General features: G+C 43.9%; 15 protein-coding genes. 10 read left to right on the top strand and 5 right to left on the bottom strand.

Going from position 1 to position 19908, the window contains the following annotated elements; genetic code table 11:
* Positions 1 to 24 precede the first annotated feature (24 nt).
* The 5 genes from CW749_RS05040 to CW749_RS05020 form a co-directional block, all read right to left on the bottom strand.
* Complete coding sequence (locus tag CW749_RS05040; RefSeq protein WP_101110956.1) at positions 25 to 1077, bottom strand: UDP-glucose--hexose-1-phosphate uridylyltransferase; 1053 nt, start codon at positions 1075 to 1077, stop codon at positions 25 to 27.
* An 82-nt stretch (positions 1078 to 1159) separates the two neighbouring features.
* Positions 1160 to 4348, bottom strand: coding sequence for a beta-galactosidase (locus CW749_RS05035; protein WP_101110955.1), 3189 nt, complete (start codon positions 4346 to 4348; stop codon positions 1160 to 1162).
* Positions 4349 to 4530: 182 nt separating this feature from the next.
* Positions 4531 to 5757 carry an extracellular solute-binding protein gene (locus CW749_RS05030; RefSeq protein ID WP_101110954.1) on the bottom strand — a complete coding sequence of 409 codons (1227 nt, stop codon included), beginning with the start codon at positions 5755 to 5757 and terminating at the stop codon, positions 4531 to 4533.
* A 108-nt stretch (positions 5758 to 5865) separates the two neighbouring features.
* Positions 5866 to 6717 (bottom strand): carbohydrate ABC transporter permease, encoded by an 852-nt coding sequence (locus tag CW749_RS05025; RefSeq protein ID WP_101110953.1) that lies wholly within the window; start codon positions 6715 to 6717, stop codon positions 5866 to 5868.
* Positions 6717 to 7637, bottom strand: coding sequence for a sugar ABC transporter permease (locus tag CW749_RS05020; protein WP_101110952.1), 921 nt, complete (start codon positions 7635 to 7637; stop codon positions 6717 to 6719). Before CW749_RS05020 ends, CW749_RS05025 begins: the two co-directional genes overlap by 1 nt.
* 286 nt (positions 7638 to 7923) lie before the next feature.
* Between CW749_RS05020 and ugpC the strand changes: the two genes are divergently transcribed.
* The 10 genes from ugpC (at position 7924) to CW749_RS04970 (ending at position 19903) form a co-directional block, all read left to right on the top strand.
* Positions 7924 to 9015, top strand: coding sequence for a sn-glycerol-3-phosphate ABC transporter ATP-binding protein UgpC (ugpC, locus tag CW749_RS05015; protein WP_101110951.1), 1092 nt, complete (start codon positions 7924 to 7926; stop codon positions 9013 to 9015).
* Positions 9016 to 9362: 347 nt separating this feature from the next.
* Positions 9363 to 11267, top strand: a complete 1905-nt coding sequence (locus CW749_RS05010; RefSeq protein WP_101110950.1) for a methyl-accepting chemotaxis protein — start codon at positions 9363 to 9365, stop codon at positions 11265 to 11267.
* Positions 11268 to 11335: 68 nt separating this feature from the next.
* On the top strand, positions 11336 to 13042 hold the full coding sequence (locus tag CW749_RS05005) for a pyridoxal-dependent decarboxylase (protein ID WP_101110949.1): 1707 nt from the start codon (positions 11336 to 11338) through the stop codon (positions 13040 to 13042).
* A 195-nt stretch (positions 13043 to 13237) separates the two neighbouring features.
* Positions 13238 to 13618, top strand: coding sequence for a cytochrome b562 (locus CW749_RS05000; RefSeq protein WP_101110948.1), 381 nt, complete (start codon positions 13238 to 13240; stop codon positions 13616 to 13618).
* 37 nt (positions 13619 to 13655) lie between these two features.
* Complete coding sequence (locus CW749_RS04995) at positions 13656 to 14075, top strand: aldehyde-activating protein (protein WP_101110947.1); 420 nt, start codon at positions 13656 to 13658, stop codon at positions 14073 to 14075.
* 8 nt (positions 14076 to 14083) lie between these two features.
* Positions 14084 to 14536: a hypothetical protein gene (locus tag CW749_RS04990; protein WP_101110946.1), complete on the top strand. Its 453-nt coding sequence runs from the start codon at positions 14084 to 14086 to the stop codon at positions 14534 to 14536.
* Between the two features lie 25 nt (positions 14537 to 14561).
* A complete protein-coding gene (locus tag CW749_RS04985) occupies positions 14562 to 15251 on the top strand; it encodes a DUF3047 domain-containing protein (protein WP_101110945.1) in 690 nt (229 codons plus the stop codon).
* Positions 15252 to 15396: 145 nt separating this feature from the next.
* Entirely contained in the window at positions 15397 to 16020 is a 624-nt protein-coding gene (locus tag CW749_RS04980) for an HAD family hydrolase (RefSeq protein ID WP_101110944.1), read from the top strand.
* 415 nt (positions 16021 to 16435) lie between these two features.
* Entirely contained in the window at positions 16436 to 17008 is a 573-nt protein-coding gene (locus tag CW749_RS04975; protein WP_101110943.1) for a hypothetical protein, read from the top strand.
* Between the two features lie 15 nt (positions 17009 to 17023).
* The gene (locus CW749_RS04970; protein ID WP_343232538.1) at positions 17024 to 19903 is read left to right on the top strand and encodes a TIM-barrel domain-containing protein; all 2880 of its coding nucleotides are present in this window, start codon (positions 17024 to 17026) and stop codon (positions 19901 to 19903) included.
* Positions 19904 to 19908: the final 5 nt, after the last annotated feature.

Raw genomic sequence — 19908 nt, 5'->3', positions numbered from 1 at the left:
TCCGAATCATTTTACCAAGTGATATCAAGCTTGCTTGTAATGCACATCACTCAGTGCAGATAACTTTTCTGCCGCTTGTTCTGGCGTTAGGTCTCGCTGATATTCCGCAAGCATTTCGTAGCCCACCATAAATTTTCGTACGCTGGCATTGCGTAATAGCGGTGGGTAAAAATGTGCGTGTAGTTGCCAATGATCAATGTCGCGCTCGTCTTTAAAGTACGGAGCAAAGTGCCACCCCATCGAATAGGGGAACGAGCATTGAAATAGATTATCGTATCGAGTTGTTAAGGATTTAAGTGCTTTGGCAAGATCTTCCCTCTGTGCCCCATTCAGCTCAGCAAAACGCTGCGCTTTAAACTTCGGGAGCAGTAATGTTTCGAATGGCCAAGATGCCCAGTAAGGAACAACAGCAATCCAGCTTTCCGTTTCGACAACAACCCGCTCTTGCAACGCTTGTTCCCTCAGCGCGTAATCCAACAGTAAATTACTGCCATGAGAGTCTAGGTATTCCCATAACAACCCATCTTTACGTGCGATTTCATTCGGTAGAAAGCTGTTCGCCCAAATCTGACCATGTGGGTGAGGCTGTGAACACCCCATCATTTCACCTTTATTTTCGAAAGCTTGTACCCAAAGGTATTCTTTACCGAGTTCTGTCACTTGAGCGTCCCAAGTGTTTACCACTTCCGTAATTTGACTCACACTCAATTCAGGCAGTGTTTTGCTATGGTCGGGAGAAAAACAAATCACTCGACTAAGTCCATTAGCCGCACCACTTTGAAAAAGTGGGTCGTCCGATTTTTCTGGTGAAGGAGAATCAGGCATGAGTGCTGCGAAATCGTTTTGGAACACAAAACACCCTTTGTAATCAGGGTTCACTTCTCCTGACACGCGTGTATTCGTTGGACATAGAAAACAGTCAACTTGATAGCTTTCCTCGCTACCCAGTTCAATTTCATCACTTTGCCCACTCCATGGGCGTTTTGCTCGGTGTGGAGAAACCAATATCCATTGCCCTGTTAATGGGTTGTATCGTCTATGAGGGTGCTCCTTGGGGTCAAATTGACCTAAATTCATTGCTAAATTCCTTGTGTATACGTTTACAATTTATTTTAAAATTCTTTTCATCCAGAGGTTAAAATCAAAATTGAGCCCTGATTCAGCCGTTCATATTTGGCTTCAACATGATTTGGTAGTGGTATGAGTGATCCGTAAGTAGAAATTCGGAATGGACACTTGGCGTCCATGAATCATCACCGCCAACACCCATGTGGGCTCCGTCTACGTTCACATACATCAACCCTGATTCGATTAATTCATTGGTGTGTTTTACTTGCCCAACGTGTTTGGCGTTGTATTGGGACATATTCAAATGAATCGGTTGTGAAATCGGTGCACTAAGCGTGAAATCACCAATGGTCGCTCTGGTCACATCACACCTCAGCCCTGCTTCAGTCGGGAATATATAAGGGGTGAACCAATCTCTGGCGGCTAATTGATAATGCCCTATGTGTGCCGAAAGTTGTCGGTCGGGGTAATTTTCATGCGGACCTCGACCAAACCAATCGACAGACTGATTGCTGTCTGAAAGCGCGAAAGCCAAACCGACTCTAGGCAGAGAAGGCAGCCCAGAAGCCACTTCGACTTTTACACTTATTTCCAGTTCGCCGGAGAACCTTACGTGATAAACCCAGCGCGTTTTGATCAAGCAAGATGTTTTATGGCGGTGAGAAAAATCCGCTTCAATTTGCACGTATCCACCCATGTGTGTGGCGTTGAAGCGGGTGCAGTTTTGCGTTATGTCCCATAAACCTGCACTTTTCCAACGAGAAACCCAAGAGTTGGGATCAACATGATTTGCTTCGCTAGTTCCTATATCGTTGTCCAAAGGCGCGCGATAAAAACAGTCTTTAGGTGGCTCTGCCATTACGTCCTGACTGTTCACTAACCACTGTGCGATAAGCCCGGTTTTCTTGTCGAATCGAACGCTGAATTCCCGCCCAACTATCTCTACTTGGTTAGCCATCACATTGAGTTGGACGTCGCCACTTTTCTCAGGGGTTTCACTATTTTCAAGCGCTTCGCTATTAGCTAGGGTTTCCCTATCAATAAGGGTTTCACTATCAATAAGAGTTTTGCTACTTTCTAGCGACGTTATTGTCGGTACATTCAGTTGCTCACTGGCTACTTCAAAACCAGCATCCGCCCATGGCTGATCGTTACTTAGCACCACGTGCAAGTTAAGGTAACGCTGCGCATTCGCTTGAGTTGGTAAATTATGTTCAGACAACACAATAGATTCTTTTTGATTAGGGGCGGTGGTTAACGGCAACTGCCCAAGCTCAACAAGGTTATCTCCTTCAAGGAGTTGCCAATGCAGTGTGAATGTCGCATCCAATGGAAATAAATGTTCATTGGAAACACGAATCTGCAAATTCTGTGCACTTACTAGTGAGAACTGGAAAAACTGCTGCGCCTTTTTCACCTCTATCAATGTTGGATGAGGGGTTCTATCAGGAAAAACCAACCCATTGATGCAGAATTGCCTGTCGTTAATGCGGTCGCCAAAATCGCCACCATATGCCCAATAGGCGGTTCCGTTATCGTCTGTTTTTGTTAGCCCTTGATCGACCCAATCCCATATAAAGCCGCCCTGTAATCTTGGGTAATCTCGAAACGCTTCCCAATATTTATCAAAGCTGCCTAAGCTATTTCCCATGGCGTGTGCGTATTCGCACAAAATGAGCGGGCGCGATTCATTCGGTAGAGCAATCCATTTTTTGATGCCGTATTTGTTAATTTGCTCAGGGTCTTGGTTAAATACCACATCGTTTTCAACACGAGAATACATAGGCACAATGATGTCGGTAGCCGACGTATCAGCGCCGCCACCTTCATATTGAACAGGGCGAGTCGTATCCGCGTTTTTGATCCATTGATACATGGCGTAGTGATTGCCACCTACCCCTGATTCATTACCCAAAGACCATATGATCACACTCGGGTGATTTTTGTCTCGCTCCACCATTTGCGAAGCGCGCCTCATGTAGGCTGGAAGCCATGACACATCGTCTGAAAGGCGGCACATTGGAAACTGACCGTGAGATTCGATATTGGCTTCGTCGACCACATAGAGCCCATATTGGTCACATAATTCATACCAATAGGGATGATTCGGATAGTGAGCGGTTCTAACTGCGTTGAAGTTGTTTTGTTTCAGTAAAAGCACATCTTCCAACATGCTTTCTTTCGAGACTGCATGCCCAAACTCAGGGTGATGCTCGTGCCTGTTTACACCGCGAATCAATAAGGGCTGACCATTCAACCGAAGCAGTCCGTCAATAATATCGACTTGGCGAAAGCCGACGGTATACGCTTCACAATCGAGTAAATTTTCCGCGTCATCGAACAATGAAACCACACACCGGTAAAGGTATGGCGATTCTGAACTCCATTTATTTGGATGACTCACTTGAATACTGTGATGCGTTCTGTCGCTCCATCCACCTTTTTCATCGACCAACACTTCTCCTGTACTGGCAAAGTCGGATTCCATCACGCTTTTACCTTCAGAATCATAAAGCGCGATACGTGTTTTTAGCGTGGATACATCGCCATGAACGTGCGTTCTTACCTTTAACAATGCATGACAATAAGACGCATCCAGTTCAGTTTGAATGGCAACATCGTCGATTCGTTGTTTCGGTTTTTTGAGCAAATAAACATCGCGGAAGATGCCGCTCAACCACCACATGTCTTGATCTTCGAGATAGCTCCCATCCGACCACCGCATAACCATAACGGTGATTTGATTCGAACCTGATGCAAGATATTCGCTCAAGTCGAACTCTGCGGGTAATCGGCTGTCTTGCGAATACCCTACCCACTTGCCATTGCACCAGAGATGAAAAGCAGAATTGACACCATCAAACACCAAACGAACTTGCTGCTCTAAATCTTGCTCATCGAGCATAAAAGTGTGGCGATACACGCCTGTTGGGTTTTCACTCGGAACGTAAGGTGGGTTGTCCTCGAATGGGTATTTTACGTTTGTGTAAATAGGAAAATCATACCCTTGTAACTGCCAATTGCTAGGAACGGCAATCGTGTCCCAACTCGAATCATTGAAATGTTGACCAACGCATTGCTCTTCAACTAATTCGGGCTGAGGGAATAACTTGAAGGACCACGAGCCATTCAGATACTTACGTGCACCATCGCCGCCTAACACCGCTTCTTTGTGTTCAGAATAAGCGTGTAACGGGGCATGGGCTTTAAGAACATTGTGATGTGTGATGTTCTGATTTTCCCATTCTCGGGCCGTTAAAATATCCGCAAACTGTCTCATGGTATCGCCTTCAAAATAGAATCTTGTGGAACGTAAAGTCTTGTGGGACATAAAGTCTTTTGAAACATTGAGCCCTAAGAAACATATAGTCCTGAGAAACATAACGTTTCAAGGCTCTTTGATGCCCAATTAAAAAAGAGAAAAGAATGCCGCAGCCCTACACTGCGGCAAATCAAACCGATTTACTTAAAGGTTCTTTGACGCGCTTTTTCAAGGCGCTTCAAAATCTTGTCTAGGCGCTCAGGGTGAACCATAAATTCTTGGAACCCTTTCATCCCTTCTTTCGCCATCGCAGGATCGGTATCTCGGTCGTAAAACTGTGCTGTGCCTGCTGCACTGCTTAACATTGCAACACCTTTGTTCAAGAACGGATCGTCCTTAACTGAGGCCTTTTTGTTGGTTGGAATCTGAAGAATGCTGTCGTTAATCAATGATTGAATTTCAGGAGTCGCGACAAACGCTAGGAATTTGCGCGCTTCTTCTTTGTTCTTCGCTTTGCTAGGAATATGAATGGTATCCATTGGCGCGTCTTCGGCTAAGCCCACAGATGAATCAATCACAGGGAACTGGAAGAAGCCCATTTTGCCATCCATTTCTGGTGGGAAGTTCGGCGTGATGAAGTTACCAATTAGGTACATCGCGGCTTTTCCGTTGTAAAGGAAAGGCTGTGCTTCTTGCCAAGAGTAGGACGCGTGATTTTCCAAAAAGTAACCAGGCTCAACCAATTCAGCCCATTTCGCAAAGGTTTTCTTCACGCGTTCATCGGTATAAGGTACTTTTCCATCCATTAGCTGAATGTGGAAATCCAAACCATTGGTACGAAGGTTCAAGTAATCAAACCAACCCGCAGCTGTCCACAAATACTTGGTTCCAATGGCAAACGGAGCCACATCATTCGCTTTCAATTTAGCAGCAGCGGATTTTAGGTCGTCCCACGTTTTCGGCTCTGAAATACCAAATTTTTCAAACAGATCTTTACGGTAATAAACGCCCCATTGGTAATAGGTATAAGGCACACCGTATTTTTTCCCATTGACCGACATAGCAGGCGCAGCGGAAGAGAAATCTTCGTTCATACCATTTTGTGCCCACAGATCACTGACGTCTTCTAGCAACCCACGATCCACAAATGTTTTCATACGGTTACCTGCAAACCAGAACACAACATCTGGTGGCGACGTGACCAACCAATTGCGAATCGTCGTTTTGTACGACTCGTGGTCATAGAGGTTGTATTTCACCTCGACATCCGGATTTACCTTTTGAAAGCGCGCGACGACTTCATCCCATGCTTTCTTTGGCGCAGCGTCCGATGCATTTGAGTTAATCACCAGCGTACCAGCAACAGCGGTACTGGCTATTGAGGCTGCGAGCATCACCGAAGTCGCAATGTGTTTCACGTAGTTCATAATAAGGTCCTTGTTGTTGAGCGGTGCTCTTTGTGGTCCAAAATAGGATTATTATTGTTTTACTTTTGCCAAACCCGTTGAAAATCTTATGCCTTAGTTTCGATGCGATTATCCTTTTGTCGCCCCGAGTGTAAGCCCGGCAATAAAGTGGCGTTGCATCGTAAAAAATAGAACAACTGGCGGTATTGCCGCGACAACGGCGCCAGCAGAAATAAACTGCCAAGAAGCCAACCACTGGCCACGCAGCGCACTCAGCCCTGCCGTCACCGGTCTTACTTCGTCACTTTGCACTAACACCAGAGCCCAGAAAAAATCATTCCAAATAAAGGTGAACACCAATACCGAGAGTGCAGCCAGTGCCGGCCTCACGAGTGGTAACACGACATGCCAGAAAATTCGCCACTCGCTTACACCTTCAACACGAGCCGCTTCGATCAACGCATCAGGGATTCCGACAATAAAGTTACGCATAAACAAGGTGCAAAACCCTGCCTGAAAAGCGATATGGAATAAGATCAATGCCGAACGTGTGTCGTACAAGCCGAAGGTTATCGTTAGATCGCGCACAGGAATCATTAGGATTTGAAATGGAACAAAATTCCCGGCAATGAAGGTGGCGAATATCCAGATATTGGCTTTGAAGTTAAATTTTGCGAGGGCATAGCCACCAAGAGTAGACAACGCAACAGCACCAGCAACCGCGGGTAAAGTAATCATAAGGCTGTTAAGCAGGTACTGCCCCATTGGGGTTGAAGTGAACACTTGCGAATAATTTTCGAAAAATTGTATCTCGCTTGGAATACCCCAGTAGTTACCTTTGTTGATATCTTCGATGGATCGAATAGACGTCATCATTACAGCCATAAGAGGAAGCAGCCACATCAGAATCGAAATAGGCAAAGCAACACGGTAGCTAATATTGGTAAAGCGCCCAGCTTTTTGAATGGGTTGTGGGTACATTATTTTTCACTCCTCAACATACGCCACAAGAAGTAAGCGATATAAACGTCCATGATTAAGAACAGAACAACGGAAACAGAAGCTCCATACCCCATTCGATAATTGAAAATCGACTCTTCATACATTTGATACGCCAGAACAGAAGAGCTACCCCAAGGACCACCTGCGGTCATGGTTGCCACTAAATCGAAAGATCGAAGAGCGCCAATAACGGTAACGACAATGGCAATAAAAGTGGCGGGTCTGAGCTGAGGGAGGACGACATACCAAAGCATTCGCCATTTTTTTGCACCATCCAAACGCGCCGCTTCAATTTGTTCAGGATCGAGGTTGTTCAGCCCAGTGAGATACAAAATCATGCAATACGACACCTGAGGCCACAAACCAGCGGCAATAATGCCGTAGGTGACATAATCTTCGTCCGATAAAATTGCGATAGGTTCGAAACCCATGCTTGATAAAGTGATGTTAAATAAGCCGAATGTCGGATCGTAAAACCACGCAAATACCAGCCCAACAACAACTTGCGAAATAACAAATGGGAAAAAGAATAAAGATTTTACAACCCGAATGCCTTTAACTTGCTGATTAAGGAAAAGCGCAATCGCTAGCCCTGCGGGGGGCGCTATCATGAAAAAGATCAGCCATAGAAAGTTATTTTTCAAAGAGGTATAGAAAGCTTCGGATTCAAATAGCTCGACATAGTTACCCAATCCAACCCATGTTTTTTCGCCTAATCCATCCCATTCAAAAAAACTCAACCAAATGCTGTCTATGATTGGGTAAATCACGTAAACCAGAAAAATCGCCATTGCAGGCAACAAAAATAACCACGGTGTATATCGCCGAAGTGTACTTCTTTTCCTCTTTGCTGAAGGCATCCCGTTTCGGGGGTATATCGTTTTCACAGATTGTTCCATTTTCATGCATTCCTTTTCAATTTTCGCCCAAATCGCTTTGAATCTAAGTAGAAGCGATTTGCGAAAAAATGCTGCCTCTTACCTGTGTGTATTATCAATATAGGATCATCGACGTAATTTTGCACAGTATAAAACTCAAAATGTAAACGTTTCCACAAAATTCATCAAAACGGGGCCTTTTTAGTTGATCACGATCAACTATTATTAACAAGTCGCTAACAAAAAACGCTCGTTCACGTATTTTAAATTTTAATTATTTCTATTTGCTTGTACTTGGGAGTCCAAAATGGCAGACATCACTCTACAAAACGTCATAAAAGAATATGGCGATATAAGAACGATTCACGGCGTAGACTTAGAGATCAATAATGGTGAGTTTGTCGTTTTTGTTGGTCCTTCCGGTTGCGGGAAGTCGACTCTACTCAGGTTAATCGCAGGGCTTGAGGAAATTACCGATGGCACGATTGAAATAGAAAACGAAATTGTTAACGACGTCGATCCTGCTGAGCGAGGAGTCGCCATGGTTTTCCAATCATACGCGCTCTACCCCCATATGACCGTAGAGGAAAATATGGGTTTTGGCTTGAAGATGACGGGTCACTCTAAAGAAAAAGTGGAAAAACAAGTTGCTGTTGCTGCAAAAACGTTACAACTGGATCCACTGCTTAAACGCAAACCAAAAGAGCTGTCGGGTGGTCAAAGGCAAAGGGTAGCGATTGGTCGAGCCATTGTGCGTAACCCAAAAGTGTTCTTGTTTGACGAGCCGCTTTCCAATTTGGATGCTGAATTGCGCGTGGAAATGCGTCTTCAAATAGCGAAGTTACACCAAGAATTGCAAAACACCATGGTATACGTAACGCACGACCAAGTTGAAGCTATGACGCTAGCCGATAAGATAGTCGTATTACGGGCGGGCAATGTAGAGCAAGTCGGAACGCCACTCGATCTGTATCATCACCCCATAAACGAATTTGTCGCCGGCTTTATCGGTTCGCCCAAAATGAATTTCATCCCCACACAATTAATTTCATATTCAGCTCAAACACTCACATTAAAGTCCCCCGACGATTCAATAATAACCATCCCGTATAAAAACGAATTGTCTGCAAAGCCTGGAGATTCGCTTACTCTCGGAATAAGACCCGAACATCTAATCATTGGAGAAGAAAGTGATATTCAATTCCAATTCAATAGCGAAGTAGTGGAAAGACTCGGGAACAGTACTTATATGTTTGGGCAATCATTGGGGATCGATGGTTTTACAGTGTATTCACCGGGTGATCAAGACGTTAGTAAGTATCAGTCGTTAACGCTGGGATGCCAAGCTCAAGATATTCATCTGTTTTATCAAAACGGTCAAAATGTAACAGCAAAATAACCGATCCGGGAGGGTTTTCCTCCCAACTCCCCTCCAAATCAGTGTAAAAAATTGTTTCAACCATTCCTTTAAATTCACATAATCCACCCATATTTTTTCTCACTTTTGATGCTTGTGAAATAAGCTCATTTTTGACGTGATCATCATCACACTTATGTATTATACAACCTAGAAAAAGCTCATAGATAGTTTTATTAGTATGTCATAATCCGCCGAATATTAGCTCGGTATTCATAAAACTGATAATACATAACACTGAGTGAACTAACGTTTGTCGGAATTTATTTCCGTGAATAGCTCTATTTTCGACTAACAATAAATTTACTTACCAACGTGTGAGGGTAGCTATGCGATTAGGTTTTAAAGCACGAATAAACTTGAGTGTTGTCTTGCTGGTAGCGGTATCTCTGTCAATTTTGGCATCGATTAGTATCATCAACCTTAAAGACGAAATGATTGCTGGGCTTCAAAATGCCACTCAGCAAAAACTGAACAGTCACGTCAAAGAAATTGAAAACGAGATGGAATCGAAAATTCGAACCATCCATCAGGGGGCTTTGCATTTCAGTAAGGATTTGAGCGATCAAGAAAACATAGACCGAGTTCTTCTTCTCTCTGAAACCTCTTTGATCTCGGCGATAATGATTGCCTACACCGACGGTCGTAACTACATGTCTGATGACGGTGGTACCAAAGAGGTCACCGATCGCTATCTAACCCGCCCTTGGTTTACCGACACAGTGCAGAGCAGAAAAACCATCACCAGTGATATTTATCAAGACATCATCACCAAAAAACAAGTCATGAGCATTTCAGCACCGGTCTATCAAAACGGTGAATTAATTGCTGTGCTGATCGGTGACGTAAATCTGGATGGCATTGTTAACCAAGTGGGTTCTATGCGATTTGCTGGTGGTGCTGCAACTTTATCTGATCGTAACCACAAGTTTTTTGCGAGTGATGACCCTAGCGATATTGGCAGAACACCTTCTCAAGTTAGCCCTACTTTCCAAGTGATCGAAAATGGCTTCCGCTCTGGTCAAAATGGTTTGGTTCAATTCCCTTACTTAGGCATCGACTTTGATGGTTACTTCCAACGTATTAAAGTGGATAACGAGAACTTCTGGACCCTTATGGTCTTTGTTGATCAAAGTACCGCACTATCTGATGTCAACGACGCGGTGAAAGCATCGATCTTTGTTGGGCTGCTGCTTCTAGCCATCTCAACCATCATTATCTTCTTTGTAATCAATCAATTGTTCCGACCATTAGATCACTTGAAAGCCGCGGTGTTGGATCTTTCAAATGGAAATGGTGACTTAACAGCACGCCTTAAGGTCGAGCAAAATGACGACTTAGGTCAGATTTCTGAAGGCTTCAACAAGTTTGTGTCTAACCTTCAAAATATGATTGGCGAGATCACTCAATCTAGCGCTCAAATTTCTGAAGGAATCCGAACACTCACCACATCGGCTAATCAGAACGAGCAAATGCTGCTTTCGCATTCGGCAGAAACCGAACAAGTGGTTACCTCTATTACTGAGATGAGTGAGAGTGCGCGTTCCGTAGCTGAAAGTGTGCAGCAGTCTTCTCAAGTTACCGTATCCACCGCCTCTGAAGCACACAATTCAAAGGCCGTGGTTAACAATGCTGTTCAAACGGTTCGCTCTTTAGTGGACGAAGTAGAAGAAATGGCGGAGCGCATTCAAGTAATGAATGCCGATGCCAACCAAATCAGTGCGGTACTTTCCGTCATTGGTGACATTTCTGAACAAACAAACCTTCTTGCGCTTAATGCTGCGATTGAAGCCGCGCGTGCAGGCGAACAAGGTAGAGGCTTTGCTGTAGTAGCGGACGAAGTTCGTGCCCTCGCTGCTCGAACACAAAACAGCACCACTGAAATTTCAGACATGCTAACTCGCCTTCTGGATGGCACCGACAAAGTCGTGAACGCGATGGAGACGACAAAAGAACGCTGTAAGATCACAGCAGAAAAAACGTCAGAGGTTTCTGGCAGCTTGGATATTGTCTCTAACTCAGTAAATCAGATTGACGACATCAGCAGCCAGATTGCGACGGCGACTGAAGAACAAAGCGCCGTTTCAGATGAAATTTCACGCAACATGCTCGCCATTAGAGATATCGTCGAGTCGCTTGTTTCGAGCGGTCAAGACACGGTATCCGTGACACAGTCACTCTCAAAATCCAATGCCCACCTAGAACATCTAGTCGGTCAATTTAAAGTTCAATAAACAAAAGGGCATCAGAAATGATGCCCTTTCTTCTTGTAACAAAATATTTCCATAAGGATATAGATACTATGGACATTTCTTTGTTGAATGACGCACAAGCAAACCACACCACTCAAGAGTTTACGAAGCTATATAACGAAGTATTTCGTGATTTCTTCTCTCGCGACGAAAACTTGTGGCCGGTCTACAAAGATCCTGGTTTTGCCGCTCTTAATCAATTTCGTTCGAAACACCTTCAACCAAGCGAACGTTTGGGTGCATTTTCCAACAGCTCTGAACTTCATGAGGCGTTGCTGAATCAAAACCATGTGCCCGCAAACCGCATGAAGCCAACAGGAAAGCCAGACGACGTACTGGCATTTGCTGCAGCGTTATCAAAAGACTGGGAAAACCCCTCTTCCGTTGAAAATGTTATTACCATGCCATCCGATCCCGCGATTTATGGCGCAATGATGGGAACGCTCGCAAACCCTAATTTGGTTTACAGTGAATACGCTGGAATGGCAGAACAGCTAGAAAAAAATGTGGTTCGCCAGATTGCCAACGTAGTCGGTTACGATCAAAACGAGTCAACAGGGCTGTTCACCCAAGGCGGCACATTCTGCAACCTATACGGCTATTTGCTTGGACTTCGAAAATCATTACCTAAGGCTATTTATAAAGGGCTAGATTCCACTCGCGATTACCGCATTTTGAACTCACAAGGTGGTCACTACTCCAATATGACTAACCTTTCGCTGCTTGGTATCGACATCACCAATAAGACTATTCGAATTAAGGTAACAGAAAGCCACGAAATTGATTTGGTCGATCTAGAACGCAGCATGCGTGCATGTTTCGATGTGAACACCGTGGTTCCAACCATCATGCTAACGATGGGCACAACCGATACCTTTGCTATCGATCAGGTTAAACCGGTGTATGACCTTCGTGAACGCCTGTGCAAGGAATACGACATCGCAGTAAAACCGCATATTCATGTGGACGCCGCTGTAGGCTGGTCGATGATGTTCTTCATTGACTATGACTTTGCTGGTAACCCAATCGGTATTAACGAAGCAACATTGAGCGGTATTGAAAGTGTGGCTGCTCGTATGCGTGAACTAAAATACGCAGATTCATTTACCGTTGATTTCCAGAAATGGGGTTATGTTCCTTACACGTCTAGCCTTGTGATGATTAAGAACAAGAAAGACATGGACGCCCTTAAAAACGATCCTAAAAACTTCTCTTATTTTGAAAACGATCTTCAAGAAGACACTCACCTTCAGTCCACTATAGAGTGTTCTCGTGGTGCGACGGGCTTGTTTGGCGCTTATTCTGCGCTCAAATACATGGGCTTAGAAGGGTATCAGACGCTTATTGCTCACAGCCTACAAAATGCGAACTACATGCGCCATCAGTTAATGAAAGACTCAGCATGTAAGGTCGTGGTGCCAGAAAACCAAGGCCCTAGTGTGACTTTCCGCTTGTATGACCGCAATGTTGTTAAAGACGCTAATGAAGAGTTTGAGTTAGAACGACACAGCACCAACAATGAAGCGATAAAGGCACGTATGGAACACAATAGTGAATTCCATCGCCATATCTTTAACAACCGTGGCAAAACAGGCTTGTACACCAACTGGGTAGAATTTATTTCACGCTCTAATTATGTAGGACGAGGGATTTACTCTTACATCCCAGGTGAAAAAGCCGTCTTTATGAACCCTGCCACGCAGCGAGAGCACATAGATGCATTCTTAGAGCGTTTATACTATTCAAGTCATAAATAGTTCTCAAACCATAAATTGTTCTTAAACCATAAATAGTTCGCACCATGATTTAGAGTGTAACGTTGTTCTCATGCCTAACCGCATGAAATTATTAAGCTAACTCAAGTTAAAATTCAAAGCCGGTATCCGCCGGCTTTTTCATATCCAGAGAATGATACATAGGCTACAATCCCTTTTAAAAATAAAGGATAAGCAATGAAATCAGCAATCATATTACTCACTTCTCTCGTCGCATTTAGCGCCGTCGCCAAATCTGACCTTTCAGCCAACATGAAGCAAATGAAGCTGGCTTTTAACCAGGCAGCCGAAGCAAGCTCAATAGAAGAGATGAGAGCACCTATCGAAGAATTTGAAAAACTCGTTTTACAATCTGCAAATGCGAGCTTCCCACCAGAGCGTGAAGAACTTTTTCAAAGCGGCTTTAGCAAGCTCACAGATGCCGTTGATAGGCTCGAATCAAAATTAGATAACGATGATCTTAATGGTGCGAAAACAGTACTGAGAGAAATAGACGACCTGAGAAAAGAATATCACGACAAAAAGAAACCCAGCATTTGGTCGACGTTGTTTGGCTAAGCGGAACGATACTTTCCTAATGAACCCGGAGTCCACAATGGAATACATCAGTAAATGTGAATGTGGACGTTGCTCTGCAAAGATTGTTTTGAGCCAGTCACTAGAAAATTATGAAGCCAGAGCGTGCCAATGTGAATTCTGCTTGCCCCGTAATGCAGCGTATTTATCCGATCCGCTGGGTAACCTTACTCTTAGCCCGACATCTAGCTTAATGGTAATAACCCAAGGTTCTGGTGTAGCTCGATTTTGGGTATGTAAACACTGTGACGCATTACTTGCTGTAACGTATGAAACAGATACCAAAACCAAAGGTGCATTGAACACATTGTTATTGCCCGCTAAAGACAAATCACGCATCAAGATCACACCTGTGTCACCTCACCTTTTACCGGCTGAAGCAAAAGTCGCTCGTTGGCGGTCTTTATGGATGGATACCATTTTCGACTCAAAAACATAGGACTCAAAATGAAGCATTTATTGGACTTAGGGCGAACTTCACTCCTCCTTTCTTTAAGTACGCTGTTCTCGCCTTTTTCACTGGGGTTCGATTTAAACAATTACTCAACCTCATTAGATTATGCGCAAGTTAAGCAGGTAAAGGCGGTACAAAGTGCAAACAAGAGTTGGTGTTTTCACACAACCGTAAGACACAACGACCAAAGTTGGGAGCATTATGCCGACGAATGGCAAGTCATCGATTTGAAAGGCAATGTTCTGGGTGTTCGCCCCCTCGCCCACCCTCATGACAATGAGCAGCCCTTTACACGCAGTAAGTGTGGCATTCAAATACCTCAATCTATTACCAAGGTGGCCGTAAGAGCAAAATGCAACGTACATGGTTATGGCGGAAAGCCAATCATAGTCGATCTCACCGCATCGAAAGGTGATGGATATTCAGTACGCCGTATCAATGAGTGAACGTTAAAGTAAGGGAACGGTGTTGATGAATATATCCAATGTATATCCGGTCGGTACTGTCGTATTTGTCTTGTTTATGGGGTTCGGGGCGTCATCGCTATGTGCTCAAACGAGCCAAATATTGCTCACAAACGGAAATACGCAAGAGTGGGAACAGGAGTCCTTTTCAGGTCAAACGCGTTACGAAACTGTTAAGCTGGACGATCAAAAAGTGTTAAGAGCGGTTAGTCAGGGTGCTGCATCTGGATTAATTCTAGCGAAGCAAATTAACCTCCTTGAAACCCCTTACCTAAATTGGGGTTGGCGAGTAGAAGAGAAGCTTCCTCAATTGGACGAACGTTCAAAAAACGGCGATGACTACGCTGCTCGGCTCTATGTAGTAATTGATGGGGGGTTAATGGCTTGGCGGACCCAATCCCTTAATTACGTATGGTCCAGTTCGCAAGATAAGGGAGAGGTTTGGGACAATGCGTACGTCGGTTCAAAAGTAAAAATGCTCTCCGTACAGGGAGTCAAATCACAGACTCATCACTGGTATAGTGAGAAACGCAACGTATACCAAGATCTCATTACTTACGTTGGCGACAAAGGCAGCGACAAAGCGAATCAAAAAGCCTATCAATACATTGATGTTGTCGCCATTATGACCGACACCGACAACAGCCAATCAAAAGCGGAAACCTATTACGGGGATATCGTCTTCAGCGCTAATTAGGCACTGACTTTGTGGTGTTTTTTAGCCATTCTGGAATGTATTCTCAGCCTATACCAAACAATCATATTTACATTCTTGATATCAAATGGTTAGATAGCGTCGCTTTTGCTGAAAAAGCGAAGGCTCAGAGAGGCGTAGATAAAAAATGATTAAAGCGGTTTACTTTGATTTAGACAACACCCTCGTTGATCGAAATGCGAGTATCGATCGCTTTGCCCAGAAGTTCTTTCATCACTTTTCCAAGCAATTAGCTGAGAGTGATAAAGATGAAATATCTTCATTGATTAAAACACTGGATAATGGCGGCTACCTGAAACCGGACTCTCCATACAAACGAATCTACACCGCCATTGCCTATGAACTCCCCAAGCAACTGAACTGGCACTCCCCTCCTCTTCCCATTGAAATCGAGCAGTTTTGGAAAGACAACATTCCTGAATGTGCCGTTGAAATGAACCATGCACATGTACTGATTACCACTCTTAAGGAAAAGGGACTCCACTTAGGTATAATTTCAAATGGAGAGGAATGGAGCCGTCAACGCACAGCACACGCTACGTCATTTTCACACCATTTTTCCCAAATAATAAGCTCTGAAAAGGCCGGCTATAAGAAGCCGGATAGCCGAATTTTTATAGAGTCAGCAAGAATTGCTGGCTACTCTACGAGCGAGTGCATTTACGTTGGTGATCATCCGGTAAACGATGTACAAGGTTCAATAAATGCCGGAATGAAAGCCATTTGGTTTTCAGGCAAGGCACCGATTTGAAGATCTAGTGGTTCTAAATCAAGAATTGGTAACGCAGCATGAAATCCAAGCAAACTCGCCCTTGGGAGCTTATCTTCTGTCCCATTTCATCGTCAAAGAGCTTGGAAAGGACTCGTCATTCNNTTTGAAATAGAGAGGCTTGAACTGACACAGAAGATAGAGCTCTGAACCCTGCATATTGAGGTAGCTTGAGTATGTGTTAATCCCAAAACATAATCGAATATTAATTTCAAATAAAAAATAGAAAAGAAATACTAATATGAAATAGCAAAAACTTTTATAAAAATAATATCCCCACTCTAAAAATGTCTACTACTCTTATTCCAGCAAATATCTTCACCTGTATACAAATCCAATTATAGTCAAAGATAATATTTGCGATACAAACTATAAACTCGTTAAGTTGGAATTAAACATGAATAAAAAAGTAGATGAAAACAATCTATTTATAAAAAATAAAGAAGATAATAAATCGTTATCGGTTAACACGGATAATCTGTCAAAAATTGAAGGGAAGTATGATCCTTCCGATAAGTTTGAATTTAAAACCGTTGAAGAGTTCTTTGAAGATGATGGGCAGATTCAAACCTATCGAGATTGGTCTACACTCGGCTTCGTTTTAGGCTGTAGCCAGCCAACGGACAACAGCATCGAACTTAAGTTTGAAACCGATGAAAGCACTCCTTGTGCCATTCTGATTAGCTTCCCGACCCCAACGGTATTCAGGTTAAGGTTCCACCCACTCGCAGAGAACGCCGAGTTTTACCCTAAAGCAAACTCCAGATCCATCGTTATGGATAGTGAGCAACAACTGTGCAGCAGTTTTTCTTCACCTACTTTAGAGATTGAAGAGACAGGCATAGATTTCACGGTGTTCGTTAAGGATTCTGCAACAAACATCGCAACCATGAAACTGGTTATCAAGAAAAATCCATATCAGCTTTCGGTCTATAAGTTTGATGGAAGCGATTATATTCTGGCACACTAAGATGCATTCAACTCTATTTACTACCGCAAGAGAGTAAAATACTCAGATGATCTTGGCGAGAAATTAGAATACTCAATTATTCAAGCGAAAGAAATGCCAGAAAAGGCGAAATATATTGGGTTCGGTGAAAAGGGAGGCGAAAACTTCATTAGAAACGGAAGTAGGCTAACGTATTTTAACTTTGATAATATGCGTTATAGACAAATATATAATAATGGACCAAAAGATATACGAGAACCATTATACGATTCCAATCCGTTTTTCCTTGAAACAAATCGCTATGATGACAAAAAAGTCGTTTATGGAATATTTGTCGATAATTTATCAGAAACGTTCTTTGATTTGGGTAGCTACAACTACAACAGAGAATACCTGTTTGGTAGTATTTACGGCGACCTCGACTACTACTTCTACCTTGGTGAAGATACGCAAGATGTACTGAAACAGTATTATAATTTTGTAGGTAAAACGCGCTTAAAACCTCGCCACAGCTTGGGTAACCAGCAAGGGTGTTACGGTTACATGAATAAATACGACCTTGAAGATGTGACCAATGGCTACCGTGGGAACAGCATTCCACTTGATGGGTTACACGTCGACGTCGATGTTCAATTTAACCATTGTACGTTTACCATGAACGAAGATTCCTTCCCTGCTGATACATTTGATACCCTTGCTGGTCGCGGCATCAAATGCAGCACAAACATTACTCCAGTCGTTAGTTACGTCAACTTCGACTACAAAACCTTTGAAAGTGGCGCCAAAAACGGGCTGTTTATCTCTGCCGACCAAATCAACGGCGGAAGCTCAAACTCTGAAGCAAGCGAAATTTTCTATCAAGGTGGTGTTTACTACGGTGGTGAGCGAGGAACATTTGGTCACTACCCAGATTTTGCACGTAAAGAAGTACGCCAGTGGTGGGGACAACAGTACCGCCTACTCTACTCCCGCGGATTAGAGATGGTTTGGCAAGACATGACCACGCCAGCAATCCCCGATCCAAGTGAACAAGAAAACACATACATCTACGCACCATGCGCTGATGATTACTGGCGTATTCCAGACAAAATTACGGGCGACAGCCGTTCGTTGCCTTTCGAGCAACTTGTATCTGATAACTCATTGAAAAAGTACGAAGGCGAATCCAGCAAAGCCAAGCAAAGACTGGCGAAAGGTGACCGAGCCCCAGCTGCATCGATCAGAAACTTGTACTCGTACAACCTCCACAAAGCGACATACCATGGTTTGAATACGCTATGGCTAATCAACCCATATAGCTTTACCACGGTTGGTGAAAACGGGATAACTGTAGAGGAATCGCAAAGTATCATTAACGCGCTTGTGAAAGATAAGAAACTAGAACTTATTGATGCAAGCCACCAGCTGTATAAAGTGCTTTCATCATCCAAAGCTAAGCTCGCACTTCCTAAGTCGCTCAAGCAGTACGAAGCTGAAGTTCAAGCCATTCTCGAGCAATCTCTGACCATCGAAGCCAGACGTGCCAACAAGCGTAACTTCATCGTTGGTCGAGGTGGGTTTACAGGCATGCACCGTTTTGCGGCGCTTTGGACTGGAGATAACGCGTCCGAATGGGACTTCCTGCAAATCAATATTTCTCAAGTTCTTGCATTGGGCATGGCGGGTCAAAGTATGTCTGGTCAGGACATTGGTGGGTTTGAGCCTGCAAATGGCACCGCACAAGAGTGGGCGGACCCAGAACTGTTCAGCCGCTGGATTGGCGCAGGTGCATTCCTACCTTGGTTTAGAAACCATTACTCGCGTAAAGGCACCAAGAAATTCCAAGAACCGTACAAATTCCAAGACGTTATCGATCAGGTAAGCCCAAGCGAAAAATACCTTTATGAGGCTGTACTGCCTATATCGCAGTACTACGTTCAATTGCGTTACCGCTTGATGCAGGTGTTCTACGATGGTTTGTTCAAAAATACATTGGACGGTTTACCCATTGTGAAGCCCCTTATCGTGTCCGATGGGCATGACAACGCGCTATACAACGACAAAGCAGGATACCTCAACAACGAATTCATGGTTGGGGACAGCTTGTTAATTGCACCGGTCCTTAAAAAGGAAAACACAGGTGCGAATGGCTATCGTGATATCTATGTACCAAGTGGCAGCCGTTGGTATTCATTCAAAAACAATACTCAGCCGTTGTCGGCAGCTGTTGAAGGCGGAACCGAGATCATCGGTTACAACGCTCAAATCAGTGCATCGCCAGACAAAGTACCTTTCGTTGTGCCTATCTACGTTCGCGAAGGGGCTATTCTGCCAACCATTGAGCTTGAACAATATGTTGGCGAACTGAACAAAAGCCACCAGATGAACCCAGTTACGTTAAACATCTATCCGGGTAAAGAAACGGAATACATCATGTTTAATGATGATGGGGAAAGCCGTTCGTCCGCTCCGAAAGGTCTGGTCGAGCAAGGTGCGGATCCGCTGGCCAACAGTGAGTTCAGGAAAACACGTATCCACCATCATTTTGTGAACGATAAGCAGCGTGACATCAGCCTAGCATGGTTGCACAACAACTATGCTCCACTGGAAGATCACTACTACGTCGCTATACAAGATGATCCGGACTACCCAGTCGAGCCACTATCTTCCATCAAATTGGTGTCTGCGAACATATCACCTTCCGTGGATGAACAAATTGAATTCATCAACGTTGGATCGGATGAAGCAAACGCAGAAGCGCTTGCAAACAGCCAAACAAACGCTTGGTACTACAACCACAGCATTCGTACATCGTTTGTGAAAGTGTTCTTTGATCAATCACTTCAAACGCTTACGCCTGTGACAGGTGATGTTCACCAAGATGCTTACCGCCTAGCAGATGCGCCTAACTATACATTGCAGGTCACGTATAAATAACCGCT

Source organism: Vibrio sp. vnigr-6D03, from assembly GCF_002835515.1.
Lineage (GTDB): Bacteria > Pseudomonadota > Gammaproteobacteria > Enterobacterales > Vibrionaceae > Vibrio > Vibrio penaeicida.
The sequence above is the reverse complement of the archived record's forward strand: the minus strand, read 5'-3'. Positions and strand labels throughout refer to the sequence as shown.